Annotated in this window: 22 protein-coding genes and 1 riboswitch; of the genes, 15 read left to right on the plus strand and 7 right to left on the minus strand. The window is 64.3% G+C overall.

Annotation, left to right across the window (positions count from 1 at the left end; translation table 11 throughout):
• Positions 1–7: 7 nt before the first annotated feature.
• On the minus strand, positions 8–1714 hold the full coding sequence (locus ACFRJ9_RS22240) for a DEAD/DEAH box helicase (RefSeq protein ID WP_377672638.1): 1707 nt from the start codon (positions 1712–1714) through the stop codon (positions 8–10).
• Between the two features lie 276 nt (positions 1715–1990).
• Positions 1991–3475 (minus strand): RNB domain-containing ribonuclease, encoded by a 1485-nt coding sequence (locus ACFRJ9_RS22245; RefSeq protein WP_377672640.1) that lies wholly within the window; start codon positions 3473–3475, stop codon positions 1991–1993.
• 41 nt (positions 3476–3516) lie between these two features.
• On the opposite strand from ACFRJ9_RS22245, the gene ACFRJ9_RS22250 reads away from it, so the two are divergent.
• A complete protein-coding gene (locus tag ACFRJ9_RS22250) occupies positions 3517–4185 on the plus strand; it encodes a ferritin-like fold-containing protein (RefSeq protein ID WP_377672642.1) in 669 nt (222 codons plus the stop codon).
• Between the two features lie 3 nt (positions 4186–4188).
• Here the strand turns inward: ACFRJ9_RS22250 and thiE are convergent, their stop codons facing one another.
• Positions 4189–4872, minus strand: a complete 684-nt coding sequence (thiE, locus tag ACFRJ9_RS22255; protein ID WP_377672645.1) for a thiamine phosphate synthase — start codon at positions 4870–4872, stop codon at positions 4189–4191.
• A gap of 27 nt (positions 4873–4899) precedes the next feature.
• Positions 4900–5019: riboswitch (TPP riboswitch) on the plus strand.
• On the opposite strand from thiE, the gene thiO reads away from it, so the two are divergent.
• The 4 genes from thiO to ACFRJ9_RS22275 all read left to right on the plus strand — a co-directional run bounded on the left by thiO (position 5011) and on the right by ACFRJ9_RS22275 (position 7654).
• The gene (gene thiO / locus ACFRJ9_RS22260) at positions 5011–6270 is read left to right on the plus strand and encodes a glycine oxidase ThiO (RefSeq protein ID WP_377672647.1); all 1260 of its coding nucleotides are present in this window, start codon (positions 5011–5013) and stop codon (positions 6268–6270) included. (Overlaps the previous riboswitch by 9 nt.)
• Positions 6267–6503 carry a sulfur carrier protein ThiS gene (gene thiS / locus ACFRJ9_RS22265; protein ID WP_377672650.1) on the plus strand — a complete coding sequence of 79 codons (237 nt, stop codon included), beginning with the start codon at positions 6267–6269 and terminating at the stop codon, positions 6501–6503. Before thiO ends, thiS begins: the two co-directional genes overlap by 4 nt.
• Positions 6504–6506: 3 nt before the next feature.
• Complete coding sequence (locus tag ACFRJ9_RS22270) at positions 6507–7304, plus strand: thiazole synthase (RefSeq protein WP_377672652.1); 798 nt, start codon at positions 6507–6509, stop codon at positions 7302–7304.
• A 14-nt stretch (positions 7305–7318) separates the two neighbouring features.
• On the plus strand, positions 7319–7654 hold the full coding sequence (locus ACFRJ9_RS22275) for a 4a-hydroxytetrahydrobiopterin dehydratase (RefSeq protein ID WP_377672654.1): 336 nt from the start codon (positions 7319–7321) through the stop codon (positions 7652–7654).
• A 65-nt stretch (positions 7655–7719) separates the two neighbouring features.
• On the opposite strand, the gene ACFRJ9_RS22280 is transcribed toward ACFRJ9_RS22275, so the two are convergent.
• The 3 genes from ACFRJ9_RS22280 to ACFRJ9_RS22290 are packed head-to-tail and all read right to left on the minus strand — an operon-like array spanning position 7720 to position 9066.
• On the minus strand, positions 7720–8022 hold the full coding sequence (locus ACFRJ9_RS22280; protein ID WP_377672656.1) for a hypothetical protein: 303 nt from the start codon (positions 8020–8022) through the stop codon (positions 7720–7722).
• A 34-nt stretch (positions 8023–8056) separates the two neighbouring features.
• Complete coding sequence (locus tag ACFRJ9_RS22285; RefSeq protein WP_144659727.1) at positions 8057–8281, minus strand: DUF3107 domain-containing protein; 225 nt, start codon at positions 8279–8281, stop codon at positions 8057–8059.
• A gap of 50 nt (positions 8282–8331) precedes the next feature.
• The gene (locus tag ACFRJ9_RS22290) at positions 8332–9066 is read right to left on the minus strand and encodes a TetR/AcrR family transcriptional regulator (protein ID WP_377672658.1); all 735 of its coding nucleotides are present in this window, start codon (positions 9064–9066) and stop codon (positions 8332–8334) included.
• A 6-nt stretch (positions 9067–9072) separates the two neighbouring features.
• Here ACFRJ9_RS22290 and moeB point away from each other — a divergent pair, with 6 nt between their 5' ends.
• Together moeB and ACFRJ9_RS22300 are read left to right on the plus strand one after the other, a co-directional pair.
• Positions 9073–10275 (plus strand): molybdopterin-synthase adenylyltransferase MoeB, encoded by a 1203-nt coding sequence (gene moeB, locus ACFRJ9_RS22295; protein WP_377672660.1) that lies wholly within the window; start codon positions 9073–9075, stop codon positions 10273–10275.
• A gap of 38 nt (positions 10276–10313) precedes the next feature.
• A complete protein-coding gene (locus ACFRJ9_RS22300) occupies positions 10314–11303 on the plus strand; it encodes an SDR family NAD(P)-dependent oxidoreductase (protein WP_377672663.1) in 990 nt (329 codons plus the stop codon).
• Between the two features lie 22 nt (positions 11304–11325).
• On the opposite strand, the gene ACFRJ9_RS22305 is transcribed toward ACFRJ9_RS22300, so the two are convergent.
• Positions 11326–12648: a glutamyl-tRNA reductase gene (locus tag ACFRJ9_RS22305; protein ID WP_377672664.1), complete on the minus strand. Its 1323-nt coding sequence runs from the start codon at positions 12646–12648 to the stop codon at positions 11326–11328.
• Positions 12649–12806: 158 nt separating this feature from the next.
• On the opposite strand from ACFRJ9_RS22305, the gene hemE reads away from it, so the two are divergent.
• From hemE to ACFRJ9_RS22345, 8 genes are all read left to right on the plus strand, one after another.
• On the plus strand, positions 12807–13922 hold the full coding sequence (gene hemE / locus ACFRJ9_RS22310) for a uroporphyrinogen decarboxylase (RefSeq protein ID WP_377672666.1): 1116 nt from the start codon (positions 12807–12809) through the stop codon (positions 13920–13922).
• 6 nt (positions 13923–13928) lie between these two features.
• Positions 13929–15413 (plus strand): protoporphyrinogen oxidase, encoded by a 1485-nt coding sequence (hemG, locus tag ACFRJ9_RS22315; protein ID WP_377672669.1) that lies wholly within the window; start codon positions 13929–13931, stop codon positions 15411–15413.
• Positions 15414–15486: 73 nt separating this feature from the next.
• Entirely contained in the window at positions 15487–16188 is a 702-nt protein-coding gene (gene hemQ / locus ACFRJ9_RS22320; protein ID WP_377672672.1) for a hydrogen peroxide-dependent heme synthase, read from the plus strand.
• Positions 16185–17408, plus strand: coding sequence for a ferrochelatase (locus tag ACFRJ9_RS22325; protein WP_377672674.1), 1224 nt, complete (start codon positions 16185–16187; stop codon positions 17406–17408). The genes hemQ and ACFRJ9_RS22325 overlap by 4 nt, the downstream gene beginning before the upstream one ends.
• A complete protein-coding gene (gene hemC, locus ACFRJ9_RS22330; RefSeq protein WP_377672677.1) occupies positions 17405–18403 on the plus strand; it encodes a hydroxymethylbilane synthase in 999 nt (332 codons plus the stop codon). The genes ACFRJ9_RS22325 and hemC overlap by 4 nt, the downstream gene beginning before the upstream one ends.
• Positions 18390–19268, plus strand: a complete 879-nt coding sequence (locus ACFRJ9_RS22335; protein ID WP_377672679.1) for a uroporphyrinogen-III synthase — start codon at positions 18390–18392, stop codon at positions 19266–19268. The genes hemC and ACFRJ9_RS22335 overlap by 14 nt, the downstream gene beginning before the upstream one ends.
• On the plus strand, positions 19265–20245 hold the full coding sequence (gene hemB, locus ACFRJ9_RS22340) for a porphobilinogen synthase (RefSeq protein ID WP_377672682.1): 981 nt from the start codon (positions 19265–19267) through the stop codon (positions 20243–20245). Before ACFRJ9_RS22335 ends, hemB begins: the two co-directional genes overlap by 4 nt.
• Positions 20245–21321, plus strand: a complete 1077-nt coding sequence (locus ACFRJ9_RS22345; RefSeq protein ID WP_377672684.1) for an LLM class flavin-dependent oxidoreductase — start codon at positions 20245–20247, stop codon at positions 21319–21321. The genes hemB and ACFRJ9_RS22345 overlap by 1 nt, the downstream gene beginning before the upstream one ends.
• The last annotated feature ends 25 nt before the right edge of the window (positions 21322–21346 follow it).

Below are 21346 nucleotides of genomic sequence, written 5' to 3' on the forward strand. Positions count from 1 at the left end.
GAGGGTTTTAGGCCTCGGCGTTGCTGGACTGGGCGGCAGTTGCCTCACCGGAAACTACTTCGCCGTTGCGGCGACGCGTGCGGGTACGGCGCGTCCGGGCCGGCTTCTCAGCGTTGTCCGCAGTTGCGGTGCGGGTTTCCGAGGCGCCTGCAGCCGGGGCTGCCTCGCCATCGGAGGTACGACGACGGCGCGTACGGTTGCGTCCGCCATCGCCCTTGGACTCGCTGGACTCAGATTCGCTCGACTTGCCCGAGCGGCCACGGCCGGCATCCCTGCCGCGACCACCATCACGACCGCTGTCGCGACCACTACGGCCGGAGCCGGAGTTCTTCTTGCCGGTCTCGCCCAGGTCTTCGAGAACCTCAGCGTCCACGCCCGCGAGGGTGCGCTTGTTGCGGGGCAGGCGGCCCTTGGTGCCTTCGGGAATGTCGAGGTCGCTGTAGAGATGCGGCGAAGAGGAGTAGGTTTCCACGGGCTCCGGAACGCTGAGCCCCAATGCCTTGTTGATCAGGCCCCAGCGGGGCATGTCATCCCAGTCAACAAACGTGACGGCGGTGCCCTTGTTGCCTGCGCGGCCGGTACGGCCAACGCGGTGCAGGTAGATCTTTTCGTCTTCCACGCACTGGTAGTTGATCACGTGGGTGACGTCGTCAACGTCGATGCCACGGGCGGCGACGTCGGTGGCCACCAGGACATCGACCTTGTTGTTGCGGAACGCGCGGAGGGCCTGCTCGCGGGCGCCCTGTCCGAGGTCACCGTGGATGGCGGCCGCAGCGAAGCCGCGATCGACGAGTTCCTCAGCGACCTTGGCGGCCGTGCGCTTGGTCTTGGTGAAGATAATGGTCCGCCCGCGTCCGCGGGACTGCAGGATGCGGGCCACGACCTCCGTCTTGTCCATGCTGTGCGCACGGTAGATGAGCTGACGGATATCGCGCTTGGTGAGGCCTTCGTCGTTGGGATCAGCGGCCCGGATGTGCGTGGGCTGCGTCATGTAGCGACGTGCCATGGCGATGACGGGGCCAGGCATGGTTGCCGAGAAGAGCAGGGTTTGGCGGACGGCAGGAGTGCCGGCGATCAGGGTCTCAACGTCAGGGAGGAAACCGAGGTCCAGCATCTCGTCTGCTTCGTCAAGAATCACCATCTTGACGTTCTTCAGGCTCAGGTGCTTTTGCTTGTAGAGGTCGATCAAGCGGCCGGGCGTGCCGACAACGATTTCGACGCCCTTCTGCAGAGCGTCGATCTGGGGCTCGTAGGCACGGCCACCGTAAATCGTGGCGATGCGGGCGTTGCGCTTACGGGACGCCGTCTGGAGGTCGTTGGCTACCTGAACCGCAAGCTCACGCGTGGGAACGATGACCAGGGCCTGGGGTGCGCCGGGCACTGCGAGCTTGGCGTAGCCGGGGTCATCCCGGCCATCGACACGCTGGAGGGCGGGAATGCCGAAGCCCAGGGTCTTGCCGGTACCGGTCTTGGCCTGGCCGATGATGTCGTGGCCGCTGAGGGCGACCGGCAGCGTCATTGCCTGGATGGGGAACGGGTGGGTAATGCCGGCGTCGGCCAAGGACTCGACGATGTCCGCGCGGACGTTGTAGTCGGCGAACGACTTTTCTTCGATCTCGTGGGGCGTCTCATCCGAGATGATCGTTTCCTCGGGTTCGATGGTTTCGGTTCCGGTGGAGTCGGTCAGGACTTCATGGGTGTGCAATTCACTCACAGGGAGTTTCCTTATTCATTTGGGCATTGGCGCTGCATGCTCAACGGGGTGGCTTAGCCGTACCGGAGCACGAACGGGCGCGCAAGCAAATCCAGTGGAAGCCGATCGCGGGCTATCTAAGTACTGGCACTGGGGACCAGCGGGCATATCTCAAGATCGCGTAGGGGCGGGCTTGTTGAGTTCAAAAATTAACTGAATCAACGACCGGGCATCCATTACTACACGGCCAGTCTATCCTCTGGGAGCCCTAAAGCCCGGATCGTGGGCGCAGCGCCGTTACCGGACCAGTTCGAACCGGATCTCCCGGCCGGCGATGTCCGCCTTGATCAACCGCACCCTGACCACTGTCCCGGGCTCCATCTCACCGTCGCATCGCGCCGTCACGGCAGGCTCCGGAATCTGCACCGTGCCGGACGGGCCGTTGCCGTTTCCGTTGCCATTGCCCTTGCCGTTGCCGTTTCCGTTGGAAGGCTTGGAACCGGAAATGACAACGGCGTCGAACTCCTGGCCAAGATGGTTTGCCACGAGTGCCGCTTCCACGGTGTCCAATGCCATGCGTTCGAGGCGCCCGGCCAACTGGTCCGAAGCAGCCATGATCTCAGGCAGAGACGGAAGGGCATCGCGAGCCCAACCGGGGATGTCGTGGCCGTTGCTGAGGGCTTCGCAGATCACCAGGACGAACCGGTCGATGAGGCGCCGCAATGGAGCCGTGGTGTGTGCGTAGGGTGCACCGATGGCCGATTGGATCACGTTGGCAGGCACCTCGCCGTCAAAGGGCGTATAGCCGGCGCCGCGGAACAGCGTGCCGGCCGAGTGCAGGATGGCCAACTGCTTGGGGTCGGAAGCATCCAGAGTCCGCAAGTACTCGCCATAGGAGACTTGACCGTCCCACGGCTTGCCAAGAGCCTTGGTTTGCCGCTTGAAGTGCAGGAGCGATCGTTCATCCGGCGCAGGCATGGTGCGCAGGATGCCCACCTTTCCATTAAGCATCAGTTGCGCAGCTGACATCCCGGTCATGAGGGAGATCTGCGCATTCCAGTCCTCCACCGGCAAGGACGGGGCGGCCGCGATCCTGTACCCGCCGCCGTCGGTCGCCTGGACGATTTCCTGCTCCGGCATGTTCAGGCTTGCGCCCCCGCGGAGGCGTTCCAACTCAACGCGTTTCAGGCCCACCTCCTTCAGGAGCCGGAGAACCGGGGAGGCAGTATCGTCGTCGATCTGCTGCTGGGCTCCCTTGTAGCTCAACTTTTCGCGACTCCGGACCGTTCCTCGGGCAACCGTGACTGTGACGACGTCCGCCGCAGCGTCCAGATCGAATTCCCACACGAACGCGCTGCAGTCCTGGCCGGCCAGCAGGCTGCCGGCATTCTCGCTGATCACCTCGGGGTGCAACGGAATCCGGCCATCCGGAGCGTAGAACGTTTGCCCGCGCTGCCGGGTCTCAGCATCCAATGCCCCACCGGGAGCCACAAAGGACGGTACATCCGCGATGGCATACAGAACCTTGTACCCGTCACCTGTGCGGTCAATGAACAGCGCCTGGTCCAGATCGGTTGAGGTCGCCGGATCAATGGTCACGAACGGAATGTCCCGCAAATCCCGTTCCGGCAAGGTGTGGTGGTCCACCGCTGTCCGGGCTTCCTTCACGGCCTCCGCCGGGTACTCTCCGGGAAGCTCCAACTCCGTCCTCAGGGCAGCAAGGGCCGCAGCGAGCTGGTCCGACGAGTCGTCGACATTGGGCGTTATCCGATGATGTGACACGAAAGTCAGGTTAGCCCGAAATGGACGGATAGTCTTGAAGCATGGGCACATTCCCGGACGCAGCAGCATCGACCGGGCAACTCGCCGCGGAGCTCCTGGGAGCCATGGCGTACGGCGAGTTGTCCGCGTTCGGGCGGCTGTCTTCCGACTCCCGATTCGCACCGACACTCCATGACAGGTCCGTGCTGGCGAAGATCGCCGTAGGAGCCTACGGAAACTTTGCCTTGCTCAGCGGACGCCTCCAGGAAATGGGGATCGATCCTGAAGAGGCCATGCTCCCCTTCCAGCGATCCTTTGACCACTTCCATGAACGCACCAAACCCGGAGACTGGTTTGAATCGGTCATGAAGGCCTACGTCATCGACACCGTTTCATCGGACTTCTACAAGACTGTCTCGACTTTCCTTGACCCCGGAACACAGCAATTCGTCGAGCGGGTGGCCTCTGCGGACCAAGCCACCGAAGTCCTTCGAGTCCTGCTGCGCCGCGCGTTGGCCGACGACCCGCGGCTGGCGTCCCGGTTGGCGCTGTGGGGACGCCGACTAGTGGGTGAGGCGTTGACACAGGCTCAGCGTGTCGGTTTGGAACACCCCCGCCTTGGGCCGATGCTGAGGAGCGGCGGAGACGCCCGCGCCGCTGTCAGCCAACTGACGGCAGGGCTCGCCGAAAGGCATGCCCGCCGTATGACGGGCCTAGGGCTGACCGCCTGAGGTTCAGGCAGCGTCCAACGCCGAGAGCAGCGCCTTGGCGGCCGCCGTCGGGTCTTCCGCTTCGGTGATGGCGCGCACGACGACGATCCTGCTAGCCCCCGCTGCGAGCACCTGCTCAACGTTGGTGAGGTCGATCCCGCCAATGGCGAACCAAGGCAGGAGCAAACCCCCCACGGTGTCCTCGTCAGCACGTTTGACGGCTTCCGCGGCATATGTGACCAAATCCAGGCCGACCGCTTCGCGGCCGGGTTTTGTGGGAGTTGCCCAGACCGGACCAACACAGAAATAGTCCAGTCCGCTTTGGCCCGGCGAAGCCGCGATGGCTGCGTCAATCTGCCGCGGCGTGTGCGTGGAAAGGCCGATGACAGAGGGGTCGTGGAGGAGGTGGCGGGCGGCTTTGAGCGGGAGGTCCTTTTGGCCGATGTGGAACACGGGAGCCCCGGAAATACTGGCGACATCGGCTCGATCGTTGACTGCCCAGAGACGCCCGTGCCGGTGCGCGACCTTGTGCAGGACTTCCAGGATCTCCAATTCCTCGGCGGCCTCAAGCGTCTTGTCGCGGAGTTGGATGATGTCCACGCCGCCTTCAAATGCGGCATCGACGAAGTCTTCAAAATCGCCCTGGGTTTTGCGGGCGTCGGTGCATAAGTAGAGGCGGGCAGTGGTGTGGACATCATGCTGGGTCATGGATACCAGAGTAGTTCCTCTAAACTAAGCACGTACTGCGGGAGCCGCGACGTTCGTCATATGACCGTCCGGCTGAGAGGGCTTCAGCGCCGACCGCTTGACCTGATCCGGCTAGTACCGGCGTAGGGAAGGAACCGAATGGCAGATTCCCGCCAAACCCCAAGCACCGCACCGCCCATCCTTGCTGACGTCGCAGTGATCGGAGCGGGCATCATTGGCCTGGGCATTGCCCACGAAGCGCGGCGGCGGGGCTACTCCGTGGCACTCATTGACCCTGCGCCGGCAACGGGGGCCACCTTCGCCGCCGCCGGTATGCTCGCGCCGGTCAGCGAATTGCACTACCAGGAGGAAGACCTCTTGGAACTCATGCTCGAGTCGTCACGGTTGTGGCCCGCCTTCATAGCCAACCTCCCTGGCGGCGGGGAAAGCACCGGCTACCGCACGACGTCGACGCTCGCCGTGGGTGCCGACGCCGCCGACCGCCGCGCGCTCGCAGACCTCCGCCTGGTGCAGCAGGCATCCGGCCTCGCCGTGGAACCGCTGTCCCTGCGGGACGCGAGGGGACGTGAACCGCTCCTCAGTCCGCAGATATCCTGTGCTTTCGACATCCCGGCCGATCACCAGGTTGACCCCCGCAAGCTGGCGCGTCGGCTTCTGGCCGGGCTGGGTCACCATACGCCAGGGTCTCGGACCTGGCTGCCGGGGGCGGCCGACGGCTTTGCGATCAGTGCAACGGCAAGGGGTTTGCTCTGGGATGGTCCGCGGGTCTCAGGGGTCGAGTTGGAAACCGGGGGAGTGGTCCTGGCCAACGAAACCGTGGTGGCCAACGGCTTGGGCGCCGCGCATTTGGCCGGCCTCCCCCAGGAGCTTAACCTTCCACTGCGGCCTGTCTATGGTGACATCCTCCGGCTGCGTGTTCCCGCGCATCTGCAACCCTTGATCACCTCAACCGTCCGCGGAATGGTTCGAGGCGTCCCTGTCTACATCGTGCCCCGGGAAGACGGAACCGTAGTAGTCGGGGCGACCCAGCGCGAGGACGGTTTATCTGCCTCGTCCGATGCCGTGTCCGCGGGAGGGGTTTACCAGCTCCTGCGGGATGCACAAGTCCTGGTCCCCGCCGTCGCTGAACTTGAACTCATCGAAGCAACGGCGCGTGCCAGGCCCGGTACTCCGGACAATGCCCCGCTCCTCGGGCGCGCTGCCGGCGCCGAGGCGGACATCAGTGGCCTCGTGATCGCCACCGGCTTCTTCCGCCACGGAGTCCTCCTGACTCCCGCCGCCGCGAGGATCGTGGGGGAGCTGATCGGCGGCTCGGCCGATTCCCGCTGGTCCCGCTTCCGCCCGGACCGGTTCCCCGCAACACACCGCCTCCAGACCCCAAGCAAGGAAACCGTATGAACATCAAACTCAATGGCGCCGACCATGCCCTGGCAGACAACGCCTCCGTCAGCACCCTCGTCACGGCCATCACCGGCCGTGTCCTTGACCACCGTGGTCAGGCGGCCGACGGCGGCAAGCTGGGTGTCGCCGTCGCCCGCAATTCCGAAGTAGTGCCGCGCAGTCAGTGGGCAGCCACCGCGCTCGCAGACGGCGATGAACTCGAACTCGTGACCGCAGTACAAGGAGGCTGAACCATGACCGCAGCAAACATTGACGTTCGTACCGATTCACTGGTGATTGACGGTGTCGAGTTCGGCTCGCGCCTCATCATGGGCACCGGCGGCGCGCCAAGCCTCGACGGGCTGGGTGCCGCATTGCTGGCCTCGGGTACGGAGCTCACCACGGTTGCCATGCGACGCTATTCGCCCGCCGAGACTGGTTCGCTGTTCCAGCTCCTGGTGGACCACAACATCAAGGTCCTGCCCAACACCGCCGGGTGTTTCACGGCAAAAGACGCCGTCATGACCGCCGAGCTTGCCCGAGAGGCGCTGGAGACGGATTGGGTCAAGCTTGAAGTCATCGCAGATGAACACACGCTGCTTCCGGACGCCGTGGAGCTCGTCGATGCCACCGAGCAACTGGTTAACCGCGGTTTCAAGGTGTTCGCGTACACCAATGACGATCCCGTCCTGGCGTTGCGTCTCGAGAACCTCGGCGCTACGGCTGTCATGCCGCTTGGCTCGCCGATTGGAACCGGCTTGGGCATCCTGAACCCCCACAACATCGAGATCATTGTGTCGCGCGCGTCGGTTCCGGTGGTCCTCGACGCCGGTATTGGAACCGCCTCGGATGCCGCCCTCGCAATGGAACTGGGCTGCGATGCCGTCCTTCTCGCCACAGCGGTGACGAGGGCCCAGAACCCGGTGCAGATGGGCGAAGCCTTCAAACACGCAGTGATCGCCGGTAGGCTTGCCAGGCAGGCGGGCCGGATCCCGCGCAGGGAGCACGCTTTGGCGTCCTCGGCGATGGAAGGCCGTGCGGAGTTCCTCTGAGTGAAGGAGCAGTCATGGCAGGCAACAAAGACGCATTGTCTCCAGACGCCGTCGAAGCTGCCCTCGGTGGCCTCCCTGACTGGCGCTACCAGGACGGTTTAGTGACTGTCTTCAAAACCTCGACGGCGGCCGACGCCTTGGCGCTTATTGCCGCGGTCGGGCGCATCGCAGAGGAACAAAACCATCATCCGGACCTGGAATGGCGGTACAACCGTGTCTTCCTCCGCTATGTTTCCCACGACGCCGCGGGGCAGGTTACCCAACGCGATGTTGCCGCCGCCGGCTCCGTGAGCAGCGCCGCTGCCGGGTTGGGCGCGGCCGCGGAACCGGGCCGCTATCCGGGCGCTTGAAAGGGTTTAACACAACAGTGACCATCACCCACTCGGTGATGGTCACTGTTGTACGCCGTGGAGCGTTAGAGCCTTAGCGCCTTGGTAAGCGCTGCAGTATCAACCTTGGTACGCGATCGGCCCAGGAAGACTGCCACGGCCACGGCGACCGCAGTCCCGAGCACAATCGGCAGTATCCACGGGATCCACGTCAGCCCCGGCTGGTAGCCTAAACCGGCGCTGATGAACACGATCCAGCTCAGGGCGCCTACTGCCGCCGACGCGCCGACCGGCAAGGCGATGCCGTACTTGGCATGCCGCTTGTCCGTGGCCCACACAATGAAACCCGAGGCGACGGTGGCGAGGACAACAATGACGAGAGAAAGCATGAAGTCTCCTTAGCGGACGGCGTGACGCGAAGGGCTAGAGCGCGCCGAAACCAACCCTGCGGACTTCTTCGGCGCCGATCTCCACATAGCCCAGGACGTTGCCGGGAACGATGATCTGGCGGCCCTTCTCGTCGGTGAGCCGCAGCTCCGAGCCCTTGGACACGGCCTCGGCCACGATCTTGGCCACGGCGTCGGCATCCAGGGCGGATTCGAGCACGATCTCACGGCCAACGTTCTGAATGCCGATCTTTACTTCCACAGCAAGGCCTCCAAGCCAATCAAGTGTTAAGTCAGTCCTCTATTTGTAGCCTAGGACTCTTTGGGGAAACGACTGATTCCGCGCCAAGCTAAACGATAGATCAGATCGCTGGCCACATCGAGGTCCAGGTTTCCGTCTGTTTCAAGCCAATACCGGGCGCTGACCTGCGCCATTCCAGCCAAGCCGCGGCCCAGGAGTTGTGCCTCGAGGGGAGGCAGTTTGGTGTCTTCCGCAATGACGTGGGCAACGGCGTCGGCAAAGGTTTTGTTGAATGTCTCCAAACGTGAGCTGACGTCGGGATCGTTGATGAGGTCGGACTCGAACACCAGGCGGTGAGCTTGGTCGTCGTCGGCGATGAACCTGTAGTAGGCCCGCATAACGGCTTTGACGCGTTCCTTGTTGTCCGTCGTGGAGTTCAATGCGCTGAGCATCAGATCCGTCAGCGTGGCCAGGTGGCTGTCCAAGAGGGCCATATAGAGCTCGCGCTTGGACGGGAAGTGTTGGTACAGGACCGGTTTGCTGACGTGGGCCGTCTCGGCAATTTCGTCCATGGCGGCACCGTGGAACCCGTTGGAGACGAAGACTTCCAAGGCGGCGTTGAGCAGCTGCGCCCGGCGCTCGTCCCGCGGCAATCTTGGTGACCGCGTTGAACCAGATCGTTCCTGTTTCGCTGCTACCCCATCGTTTGCCCGTGTGCCGTCAGCCACAGTCTGCCGCCTTTCCTTTGCAGTTATGACCACTGTACCGGTGGGTAATATGACCGGGCGGCATCGGCAGGCATACATTGGGGTATGGCCTCAATTGTTGCTGACCACACTGCTGCGCCCGCTGTCCTGCCGCCCCTCGTTGAACCGGCCGCCGAACTTTCGCCGACCGAGGTGGAACGGTACTCCCGGCACCTCATCATTCCGGAAATCGGCGCCGTGGGCCAACGCAGGCTTAAGAATGCGAAAGTCCTCGTCATAGGGGCCGGGGGACTTGGTTCACCGGCACTGTTGTACCTGGCGGCTGCCGGCGTGGGGACCTTGGGGATCGTTGATGACGACGACGTAGACCTCACCAACCTGCAGCGTCAGGTCATCCACGGAGTCAAGGATGTGGGCACGCCCAAAATCGAGTCCGCCCGCAACGCCATCGCAGAACTGAATCCCCTGGTGAACGTCGTCCTGCATAACGTCCGGCTGGACTCATCCAACGCTCTGGAACTCTTCGCTCAGTACGATCTCATTCTGGACGGCGCGGACAATTTTGCCACCCGCTATCTGGTTAACGACGCCGCCGCGATCCTGGGCAAGCCGTACGTGTGGGGCTCCATCTTCCGATTTGACGGCCAAGTGAGCGTCTTCTGGGCCGAACACGGCCCCACTTACCGGGATCTCTACCCTGAGGCCCCTCCGGCCGGTTCCGTGCCATCGTGCGGGGAGGGCGGCGTCTTCGGCATGTTGTGCGCGGCCGTTGGATCGCTCATGGTGACGGAGGCAGTCAAGCTGATCACCGGCGTCGGGCGTTCCCTGCTGGGTCGCGTCGCGCTGTTTGATGCTCTGGGCGGCAGTTGGCGTGAGATCCGGGTTTCCAAGGATCCGGAAGCCGAACCCATCACAGGGCTGACCGACTACGAGGCTTTCTGCGGTGTGACGCCACTTGCGGCGACGGACCAGGACCATACTGTCTCTGCGAGGGACCTTGCGGGGATGCTGGCAGAACGTGAGGCCGGACAGCGGTCCTTCGAGTTGGTGGATGTGCGCGAGGCCGGTGAGCACAGCATCGTCAGCATTGACGGCTCGGTGCTTATTCCGCAGGGCCGGATCCTGTCCGGCGAGGCGTGGGTGGATTTGCCGCAGGACACGGACATCGTCTTCCACTGCAAGGCCGGGACGCGCTCCGCGGCCGTCCTGGAAGCAGCTCAGAAGGCCGGTTACACACGCGTCAGCCACCTCGACGGCGGCATTCTCGCTTGGGTCCGCGACGTCGAACCGGGAAAGCCCGTCTACTAGCCGTTGCTACCGTCCCGCCCGGTCTGCGAAGCTCAACCATGAGCGAAGAAACCACAGACACCCCGCAGCACGCCATCGACTCCGGTTTTGGGCATGGCAGCACGGCAATGGAAGTCATTGCAGGCATCGACCTGTCGGGAAAGACTGCAATAGTCACGGGAGGATACTCGGGACTGGGGCTGGAGACCGTTAAGGCCTTGGCCTCCGCCGGTGCACAGGTAACCGTTCCCGCCCGCAGGTTGGACCACGCCCGTTCGGTGCTGGCCGAGGCCGGACTGGCCGGCCGCGTTGAGGTCGAAGCCTTGGACCTGGCTGACCAGTCGAGCGTCAAGGACTTCTCGGCGCGCTATCTGGCCGGGCACGGGACGTTGGACATCCTGATCAACAACGCGGCCATCATGGCAAGCCCGGAACAGCGTGTAGGTCCGGGTTGGGAGGCGCAATTCGCCACCAACCACTTGGGTCACTACACCTTGGTGAACCTGTTGTGGCCGGCGTTGGAGGCTTCCGGGAAGGCCAGGGTGGTGTCCTTGTCTTCCACCGGGCACAAGCTCTCACCCATCCGTTTCGATGACATCAACTTCACCACCGGCTACGACAAGTGGCGCGCATATGGCCAAGCCAAGACTGCCAATTCGTTGTTCGCAGTGGAACTGGATCGACGGAGCAAGGAACATGGCGTGCAGGCATTCGCAGTGCATCCCGGCGGCATCATGACCGAGCTGCAGCGGCACCTGCCCAAAGAAGAAATGGTGGCTGCCGGGTGGATGGATGCCGAAGGGAACGTGCGCGAAGGCTTCAAGACCCCTGAACAGGGGGCGGCCACCTCAGTGTGGGCTGCAACGGCTCCGGCGTTGGCCGGAAAGGGCGGTGTCTACTGCGAGGACTGCGACGTAGCCGAGCCAACTGACAAAAACTCTCCCCTGGCCAGGTACAGGGGAGTGGATGCCCATGCCGTTGACAGGGCTGATGCCCGGAGGCTGTGGGAGCTGTCCGCCGAACTGACGGGTGTCAACGCCTTCGCTTAGGCAGACGCTGCACTGAGCGGGGTCAGGCGCTCTCGGAGCGGAGTTGCTGGTGGTCCACAGGGCATTCCGCCGCCGGGGCGGCGGCCTGGGGCTGTTCCACCTGGATGCCGTACAGGGCCTCAAGGGCGGCTACGTAGTCGTCCTGCTGGCCGTTGGCCGCAAGTTCGCGTGCCCGGACGGTGGGGATGTGCAGGAGCTGCTTGACCATACGGCGCAGCGCAAACTCCACCTCTTCCGCAGCGGCGGTGCAGCCGTGGCGGGCGCGAACTTTTTCCATTTCCGCGTCCAGCACGTTCATGGTGTGGCGACGCAGCGCCACAATGGCGGTGTCCACCGACCGTGCTTCCCGCTCGGCCTCAAAGGATGTGGCCGCTCCGGTGACAATCGCACTGGCCTGGGAGAGCGATTCTGCCTGTTCCTGGGGCGCAGCGAGGCGTACGGACTCCAGCGTGAGGAGCTCCACGCCGTCGAGCTCGCCCACGGCGGGGTCGAAATCATGGGTGAGCGCAAGGTCGATCGCGATCAGCGGCTTGCCCGAGTCGGCCCGGACCTTGGCCAGGTCTGCAGCCTCGACCCTGGTGTCGGATCCGCTGCAGCCGATCATGACATCCGCCGCAGCAACGGCATTGGGGAGAGTGTCGGCGTCAAGCGCCGTTCCACCGCGGGTAGCGACGAATCCTTGTGCGCGGCCCGATGAAGAGTAGACGGAAACGTCGGTGCAGCCGCGCTCCCTCAGGAGCGACATGGTGGCTCCTGCATAGGCGCCTGTTCCGAACACCACAACCTTCTTGCTGGTCCAATCGTCGTGGTCGGAAAGGTCGGTGGCCAGATCCAGCGCTACGGAGACGATCGAGAGGCCGCGTGAGCCCAGGGCGGTCTGTGCGCCGACGTCCTTGGCGGTCTTGGACGCTGCCTGGAAAAGTCGAACGAGCCCGGAGCTCGCTGTTCCTTCCTGCTGGGCTGTGATCAGGGCCCGCCGGACCTGTCCTGCGATTTCGCGTTCGCCCACCACAGCCGAGTCTAGGCCGGCGCTCACTGCGAAAAGATGCCGCGTGACGTCAGGCCCGGTGCGGGTGGCGAAGGACCGGGAGACGAGTTGTTCGTTGAGGCCGCTCAGTTCACTGATCTGCGAAACGAGGGCGGAACGGGCAGCTTCGAGGCCGGCACCGTTGGCCGTCTCTCCATAAATCTCATAGCGGTTACAGGTGGCCAGGACCACGGTGCCGGAAACCAGCGGGGATCCTGAGAGGGCCGCCGAGGCAAGCTGAGATGAACCGTTGCTCAACTGAGCGACGGTCTCGAGGTCGATGTCGGCGTGTGTAGCCACCAATGAGAAAAGAACCACAGCAACCCAATCATAGCTTTTTCGTAGCCCGGTAGAACAAACGTGGCGCCGTGGGGATCCACACGCAAGGGTGTGATCCCCGCCACTTAGGCCCTGACGGGCGCGACGTGACAGCCTGTCGTTATCTTTTGCCCCGGATTTTCGGCACAATCGATGGCATGACTTCTAGCTCGGCAGCATCCAAGAGTACGGCCAACAACGTCCCCGCGGGAACCCTCGACGCAAGCCACCCGCTTAAGGATGGCCGTACCGCGGATTCGCCGCTGATCACGGCCTACCGAGGTGGAGCGCCGTCCCGCCGGCCCGTGTGGTTCATGCGCCAGGCAGGCCGTTCGCTGCCGGAGTACCTCAAGGTGCGCGAGGGCGTCGCAATGCTGGACTCCTGCCTGCGGCCTGAACTCGCCGCTGAGATCACGCTCCAGCCGGTCCGGCGTCACGACGTCGATGCCGCCATCTTCTTCTCGGACATCGTTATACCGCTCAAGCTCGCTGGCGTGGGGGTGGATATTGTCCCCGGCGTCGGTCCGGTTCTGGACAAGCCTGTCCGTACTGCCGCGGATGTGGCCGCGCTCCCGGAACTGACGTGGGAGGCCCTCGAGCCGATCCGTGAGGCTGTCCGTTTGACTGTGGCCGAACTTGGCAAGACTCCGCTCATAGGATTCGCCGGTGCGCCGTTCACCTTGGCGGCCTACATGGTCGAAGGCAAGCCTTCCCGCGACCACCTTGGTCCGCGAACCATGATGCACGCCGACCCTGAGACCTGGACGGCGCTGGCGAACTGGGCGGCGGATGCTTCTGGCATGTTCCTCCAGGCGCAACTTGAGGCCGGGGCCTCGGCCGGTCAGCTCTTTGATTCCTGGGCCGGTTCCCTGGGGCTGGCCGACTACACCAAGTACGTGGCACCCGCCTCAGCTCGGGCACTGGACCACGTCCGCGGGCTGGGCGCACCACTCATTCACTTCGGCACCGGGACTTCCGAGTTGCTGGTCGCAATGCGCGACGTCGGCGTGGACGTGGTGGGTGTCGACTACCGCCTCCCGTTGGATGAAGCCAACCGTCGTCTGGGCGGCACTGTGCCCCTGCAAGGAAACATTGACCCCGCCCTGCTCTCTGCGCCGTGGGAAGTACTGGAAGCGCACGTCCGCGAGGTCATCGCTGCCGGGGCGCACGCTCCGGGACACGTGCTGAACCTGGGCCATGGCGTGCCGCCGGAGACAGACCCAGCCGTCCTGACGCGTGTTGTAGAGCTCATCCACTCGATCCCGGCAGAGTAGCCGGACATGCGCGGTGGCCACTCGACGCCGAAGAAACACCCAACGTCCGCATTGCCTGCGGTTGTGGTGGGAGGTGGCATATCCGGACTGGTGGCAGCACGTGAACTGGCCATGTCCGGGAATTCCGTCATAGTCCTTGAAGCCAGCGACGCGTGGGGTGGTTGCGTCGGGGGCCATGTCGTCGCCGGACTGGGTCTTGACAGCGGAGCGGAGTCTTTCGCCACACGGTCAACGGCCGTTGCCGACCTCGCGCGTGAAGTGGGGCTGGGCGACGCGATTGTTGCACCGCACCCCGGAGGCGCGTGGGTGCAACTTCCCAATGGCCCCCAGGAGCTCCCGAAGACAGGAGTGCTTGGTATTCCAGCGAACCCCTGGGACCCGGAGGTCCGGCGATCGCTGGGGTTCGCCGGTTCCCTTCGGGCTTCAATCGACCGGTGGCTGCCCGCGTCCGTAGGTACTTCTTCGGAAGTTACCAGTGTGTCGGCACTGGTCCGCGCCCGCATGGGCCAAAGGGTTCTGGACCGGTTGGTCGCCCCGGTGGTCGGTGGCGTCCATTCGGCCGATCCCGCTCTGTTGGATGTGGACATGATTGCGCCCGGACTGCGCGCTGGCCTTCGGAAACACGGTTCCCTGGCCGCCGCAGTTGCCGCCCAGCGCAGGGTCGCGCAAGGCAAGACAAGCGCTGGTGCCGGCGCCGCCAAGGCGGGTTCCGCCGTCGCCGGCTTGAAAGGCGGCATGAACACGCTGGTCACCGCGTTGGTCGCTGATCTGCGGGAGCGTGGCGTGGAATTGCTGACAGGCAAGCGCGCCGAGGACATCGTCAAGACGGACGGCGGATGGCGGATCACTGCCGGCGAATCCACTTACGACGCCGGCCGGTTGGTAGTGGCGCTGGACGGTCCCGCTGCCATCGGGCTGCTGGAGAAGTCCATGCCGGAGTTGTCCGGCTTGCGTCCTGCTCCCGGTCCGCTGGTGAGTCTGGTGACCATCGTGGTGGACCTGCCGGAACTGGACGGGCGTCCGCGTGGGACCGGAATCCTGGTGGCACCACAAACCCCTGGAATCAAAGCCAAGGCGCTGACCCACGCAACAGCCAAGTGGGACTGGCTGGCCGAGGAAGCGGGCCCCGGCACGCACGTCCTCCGGCTTTCCTATGGTCGACGCGAGGAAATTGACGCTGGCGCTGCGGATCTTGTGATGGATGATGACGCGCTTCTGGCAGCAGCCTTGGAAGATGCCTCCGTGCTGCTGACTGTTCCTGTGTCCCGGACCGACATCGTGGACTGGGATGTGGTGCGGTGGGCAGGCGCTTTGCCGTTCGCCGCCGTCGGTCATAAACAGCGGGTGGAGCAGGTGCGCAACGCGTGCGCTGCGGTGGAGGGTCTGACTGTCGTCGGTGGCTGGTTGGCCGGTAATGGCTTGGCGGCAGTGGTGGCGGATGCGCGGGCGCAACTTGCCCGGGGCAACGCCCAAGAGCCCTCTATTCTGTGATTTATGTCACTTCTACGGCTTGTAGAAGTGATCCGTTTCGACTTAGCGGCTGGCACGGGGCAAACTTGAACCCATGAGCCACACTTCTGCCGAATCTGTCACTAAAACTGCTGAAACCGAAGAACAGTTCTTTACGCTCTGGACCGTCTTCAAGCGCTCAGCAGACGTCCTGCGCAGCGGCGATGCTGCCCAGGAGTTCGAAGCCCTCGGGGACAAGCTCGCCGAAGGCGGCGTGATCCTGCGGGGCAGCTACGACGTTTCCGCCATGCGCTCGGATGCCGACATCATGGTGTGGCTCCACGGACCCAAGCCCGAGGACCTGCAGGCCGCCATCCGTGCCATCCGCCGCAGCAAGCTCTTTGCCGGCACCGAGATCGTCTGGTCCGCCATGGGCGTGCACCGCGAAGCGGAGTTCGCCAAGAGCCACGTCCCGGCATATGCCCGTGGCGTCGAGCCCAGCACCTGGCTGTGCGTCTACCCGTTCGTCCGCTCCTACGAGTGGTACATCCTGCCGGCCGACGAGCGCGGCAAGATGCTCCGCGACCACGGCCTCCTGGGCCGGGAATTCCCGCAGGTCATCTCCAACACCGTCTCCTCCTTCGCCCTGGGCGACTGGGAATGGATCCTCGGCCTTGAGGCCCCGGAACTTGTGGACCTCGTGGACCTCATGCGCCACTTGCGTGCCACCGAAGCCCGGAACCATGTACGCGAAGAGATCCCCTTCTACACGGGCCGTCGCGTGTCCGCCGCAGAGATTGCCGAGGTCCTCGCGTGAGCGGTCTGCCAGTCTCCACGGCCGTAAACCCCGTCACCGAGCGCGGCCGCCAGGAGCCCAAGAAGTACGACGCCGTCCTGCTGGCATCCTTCGGTGGTCCGGAGGGCCAGGAAGATGTCATCCCGTTCCTGCGCAACGTGACCCGCGGCCGAGGCATCCCGGACGAGCGCCTCGAAGAGGTCTCGCACCACTACCGCGCTTTCGGCGGAATCAGCCCCATCAACCAGCAGAACCGGGAGCTCAAGGCTGCGATCGAAGCCGAACTCGCCAAGCGGGGCATCGAGCTTCCTGTCCTGTGGGGCAACCGCAACTGGGACCCGTATATTGCGCCGGTCCTTCAGGACGCGTACGACGCCGGACACCGCCGGCTGCTGATGCTCACCACCAGCATCTACTCTTGTTACTCCAGCTGCCGCCAGTACCGCGAGGACATCGGCATTGCCCTGACGGAAACGGGGCTTGACGGCAAGCTCGAGGTCGACAAGATCCGCCAGTACTTCGACCACCCGGGCGTCGTTCAGCCGTTCCTTGAAGGAACCGCTGCCGGCCTGGAGGAAATCCGCGCCAAGCTTGTTGCTGCAGGGGAGACCGATCCCGACGCGAAGATCCGTGTGCTGTTCGCAACCCACTCCATCCCCACGCGGGACGCCGAGGCTGCAGGCAGGTCAGAGGATGAGCCCCGGGAATTTGCCGAGGGATCGGCCTACGCCGCCCAGCACCTTGCCAACGCCAAGGCCATCATGGACACAGTGGCTCCGAACGTCGCCTGGGACCTCGTTTACCAGTCCCGTTCCGGCGCACCCCACATTCCATGGCTGGAGCCCGACATCAATGACCACCTGGAGGAAATCGCTCCGGAAGGTGTTCGCGGCGTCGTCATTGTTCCCCTAGGCTTTGTCAGCGACCACATGGAGGTCGCCTGGGACCTTGATACCGAAGCACTCGAGACCTGCGGCAACCTGGGTATCGAGGCCACACGTGTTCCTACCCCCGGCACGCACGCTGCGTTTGTCTCCGGCCTGGTTGACCTGATCTGCGAACGCACAGTTGAAAGCAACATTGCAGACCGGCCCCATGTCACGGACCTTGGGCCTTGGTACGACGTCTGCCGTCCCAACTGCTGCGAGAACTTCCGCGGTGCCAAGCCGGTCATCGCCGAAGTTGGTACCACAGTGGGCATTGGACACGACACCTACCCGGCCGCGGAGGCAAGCAAGTGACTGTTCGCATCGGTACCCGTGCCAGCAAGCTGGCGCTGACCCAGACGCAGCAGACCGCGGACCAGCTTGCCGCCGTCGGAGGCTTCCCCGTGGAGCTCGTGCACATCAAGACCGAAGGTGACGTCAAGACCGGATCGCTCTCGCAAATGGGTGGTACGGGCGTGTTTGTAGCTGCTCTCCGGGACGCCCTGCTGGATGAAACGTGCGACGTCGCAGTGCATTCGCTCAAGGACCTGCCAACCGGTGCCGCCGTCGGACTCAGCATCGCGGCCACGCCCAAGCGCGTGGATGTCCGTGACGTCCTCTGTGCACGGGATGGTTTGACGCTCGCGGAACTGCCCGGCGGTGCCAAAATCGGTACCGGTTCGCCCCGGCGTGCGGCACAGCTTCGGGCAGCACGTCCGGACATCGAGGTGTTGGATATCCGCGGAAACGTGGACACCCGCCTTGGCCGGGTCCCCGGGCTTCCCGGCAATACGATCGAGGCCGTTGTCCCGGGCAAGTCCTGCGACCTCGATGCCGTGGTCCTTGCCGCTGCAGGCCTGGAACGGATGAACCGGTTGGACACTGTCAGCGAGTTCTTCGAATCGGATGTCATGCTTCCCGCGCCCGGACAGGGTGCGCTGGCCATTGAATGCCGCACCGCAGACGCTTCCCGTCAGACAGGCTCCACCGAAGGATCCAATGGTGTGTTGGCCCAGGCCCTCGCAGCACTCAACGATAACGACACCCGCTTGGCGGTCACAGCCGAGCGCGCCGTCCTGGCACGCCTGGAAGCGGGCTGCGCAGCACCCGTGGGTGCCTACGCCTTCCGGAAGGGCAGCATGCTGCACCTGGAAGCGGTGGTCTGCGCTGTGGACGGAACCAAGACCGTTCGCGAAAAGAAGGCTACCGACGGTCTGACCGAAGTAGGAGCCACCCTGCTCGGCATCGAAGTGGCGGAGCTGTTGCTCGCCGCCGGTGCCGCGGAGATCGCGGACCTTGCAGCGTCCTGATCCGTTGGAACTTCCCGGACTGTCCGGTCGGCGCGTCCTGATCACCAGGAGCGCCGACCGTGCCCGGCCCCTCACCTCACTATTGAGCAGCCTCGGTGCCGAGCCGCTGCTGCTCCCGCTCATCGACTTTGAGCGTGCGGAAGATCAGGAATCCCTCGATGCCGCCATGGACCGCTTGGCCAACGGTGATTTCGACTGGCTCGTGGTCAGCAGCATCACCACCGTGCGTGTCTTGCTGGAAAAGGCTGCTGAACGCGGCACTTCCCTTGCGGAGCTCGTTCCTCCCGGAACGCGCGTTGCCACCGTGGGCCCGTCCTCACGGCGCGTCCTCGAAGCCGCAGGCATTGCCGTGGAACTGGCACCCACCGAACTGCAATCCGCAGAAGGCCTCCTGGCGGTGTGGCAGGACAGTCCTGCACGCGTCCTCCTTCCGCAGGCTGACATCGCCGCAGAAGTACTTGGTGCAGGGCTCGCCGCCAGGTCAGCGGACGTGACGTCCGTCATCGCCTATCACACCGTTGATTACCCGGCCCGCGCCGGGCGGCGCCTGGAAGCCGGACTGCCGCCCGCCGTCGTTGTTTCCGAGGACCATGCGCAGGGGCTGATCAGTCCCGCAGAGGCCCGGACAGCGCTCGACGCCGGGACCCTGGACGCCGTTGTTGCCGCCTCGCCGAGCGCCGCCCGCCGCATTGCCGAAACCCTCCTTCCACTGGGCAGGTGCCGTTTCATTGCGATCGGACGTCCGACGGCGGCAGAGGCCGCCGAGCGTGGCATCACCGTGGCAGCTATCGCCAAAGAACCCACCCCGGACGGCATCGCCGCCGCACTCGGAACCGTATTCGCCAACGAAGGGAACCCCAGATGAGCTTTCCGAACCACCGCCCCCGCCGCTTGCGCACCACCCCTGCCATGCGCAGGCTCACCGCAGAGTACCGGCTGGCCCCCGCGGACCTCATCCTTCCTGCCTTCATTCGCGGGGGCCTCACTGAGCCCAGCCCCATCACGTCCATGCCCGGCGTCGTCCAGCACACCACCGAATCCTTGAAGCGGGCCGCGGCCGAAGCCGTGGAACTCGGCGTGGGCGGCATCATGCTCTTCGGTGTCCCCGCAGTTCGCGATGCACGAGGCACTGCATCCCTGGACCCGGATGGTGTCTTGAACAAGGCCATTCGCGACGTCAAAGCTGAAGTCGGCGATGACCTCGTCATCATGGGTGACGTCTGCCTGGACGAATTCACCGACCACGGCCACTGCGGCGTCCTGGACTCCGACGGCTACGTTGACAACGACGCCACGCTGGAAATCTATGGCCAGATGGCAGTGGCGCAGGCCGACGCCGGAGCCCACGTGCTGGGGCCCTCCGGGATGATGGATGGCCAAATCGCCGTCATCCGCCAAGCCCTCGAGGAATCCGGCCACAAGAACACCGCAATCCTGGCTTACGCCGCCAAATACGCGTCTGCCTTCTACGGACCGTTCCGGGAAGCGGTGGACTCCCAGTTGAAGGGTGACCGCCGGACCTACCAGATGGACGCAGCAAACCGTCGGGAAGCCATCCTCGAGGTGGAGCTGGACCTTGAAGAGGGCGCCGACATGGTGATGGTCAAACCCGCCATGAGCTACCTCGACATCCTCGCAGACGTTGCCGCCATGAGTCCGGTCCCGGTCTCGGCCTACCAAATCTCGGGGGAGTACGCCATGATCGAAGCGGCCGCCGCGAATGGCTGGATCGACCGGCGCGGCGCCATCACCGAGTCCGTGCTCGGGATCAAGCGGGCCGGTGCCGATACCGTCCTGACTTATTGGGCCTCCGAACTGGCAGGCTGGCTGAAGGAGTCCTGATGACCGCCGTTTCCTCCGACCCCGCCGCTCCCGTCGCAGCCAACGAAATCCTGCTCGGCCTCAATACTTTCGGCGACGCCGGACTCGATGCCGAGGGCAACCCCAAAGAGCATGCGCAAGTGCTGCGCGAGCTGCTGGAGGAAGCGAAGCTGGCCGACGCCGTCGGGATCCATGCCTTCGGCGTGGGCGAGCACCACCGCCGCGATTTTGCCGTGTCCGCGCCGGAAGTCTTCCTCGCAGCGGCCGCCGCCGTGACCTCTCGGATTCGTCTGGGTTCCGCGGTCACGGTGTTGAGCTCGGACGATCCCATCCGTGTCTTCCAGCGGTTCGCCACCGTGGACGCCCTCTCCAACGGCAGGGCCGAAGTGATGCTGGGACGGGGCTCCTTCGTGGAGTCCTTCCCCCTTTTCGGCCTGGACCTGGCGGATTACGAGGTCCTTTTCGAAGAGAAGCTGGAGCTTTTCGACAAAGTGCGCGCGCAGAAGCCCGTCCAATGGGAAGGGCGCACCAGGCCCAACGTCAACGGACTGCAGGTCTACCCGCGTTTGCAGCACCACTTGCTGCCGGCCTGGATCGGTGTGGGAGGAACGCCTGAATCGGTACTGCGTTGCGCGGAATACGGCTACCCGATCATCTTCGCCATCATCGGGGGAGAGCCACGGCGTTTCGGGCCGCTCGTCAACCTGTATCGCGAGGCCATGGGCAAATACGGTCACTCGATGCGCCAGATTGCCACCCACTCGCCAGGCTTCATTGCCGACTCCGATGACGCCGCCCGCGAGGAACTCTTCCCGCATTGGCTCGAACAGCGCAACCGTATCGGTGCCGAACGCGGATGGGGTCCGGGCAACCGCGGTGAATTCGATGCCATGTGCGGTCCTGAAGGCGCGCTGTATGTGGGCTCACCGGAAACGGTGGCGCAAAAGATTGCCTTGCTCAAGCGCAACCTGGGCGTGGACCGTTTTGACCTCAAATACAGCAACGGCACCTTGCCCCACACATCAATGATGCGCTGCATCGAGCTCTACGGCACCGAGGTGGCCCCACGGGTTACCGAGCTGCTTGCGGACGCATAACCGGCTCCTCGCTGCCCGGCCGCCC

Origin of the sequence: Paenarthrobacter sp. NPDC056912 (genome assembly GCF_042786555.1) — a bacterium.
Lineage (GTDB): Bacteria > Actinomycetota > Actinomycetes > Actinomycetales > Micrococcaceae > Arthrobacter.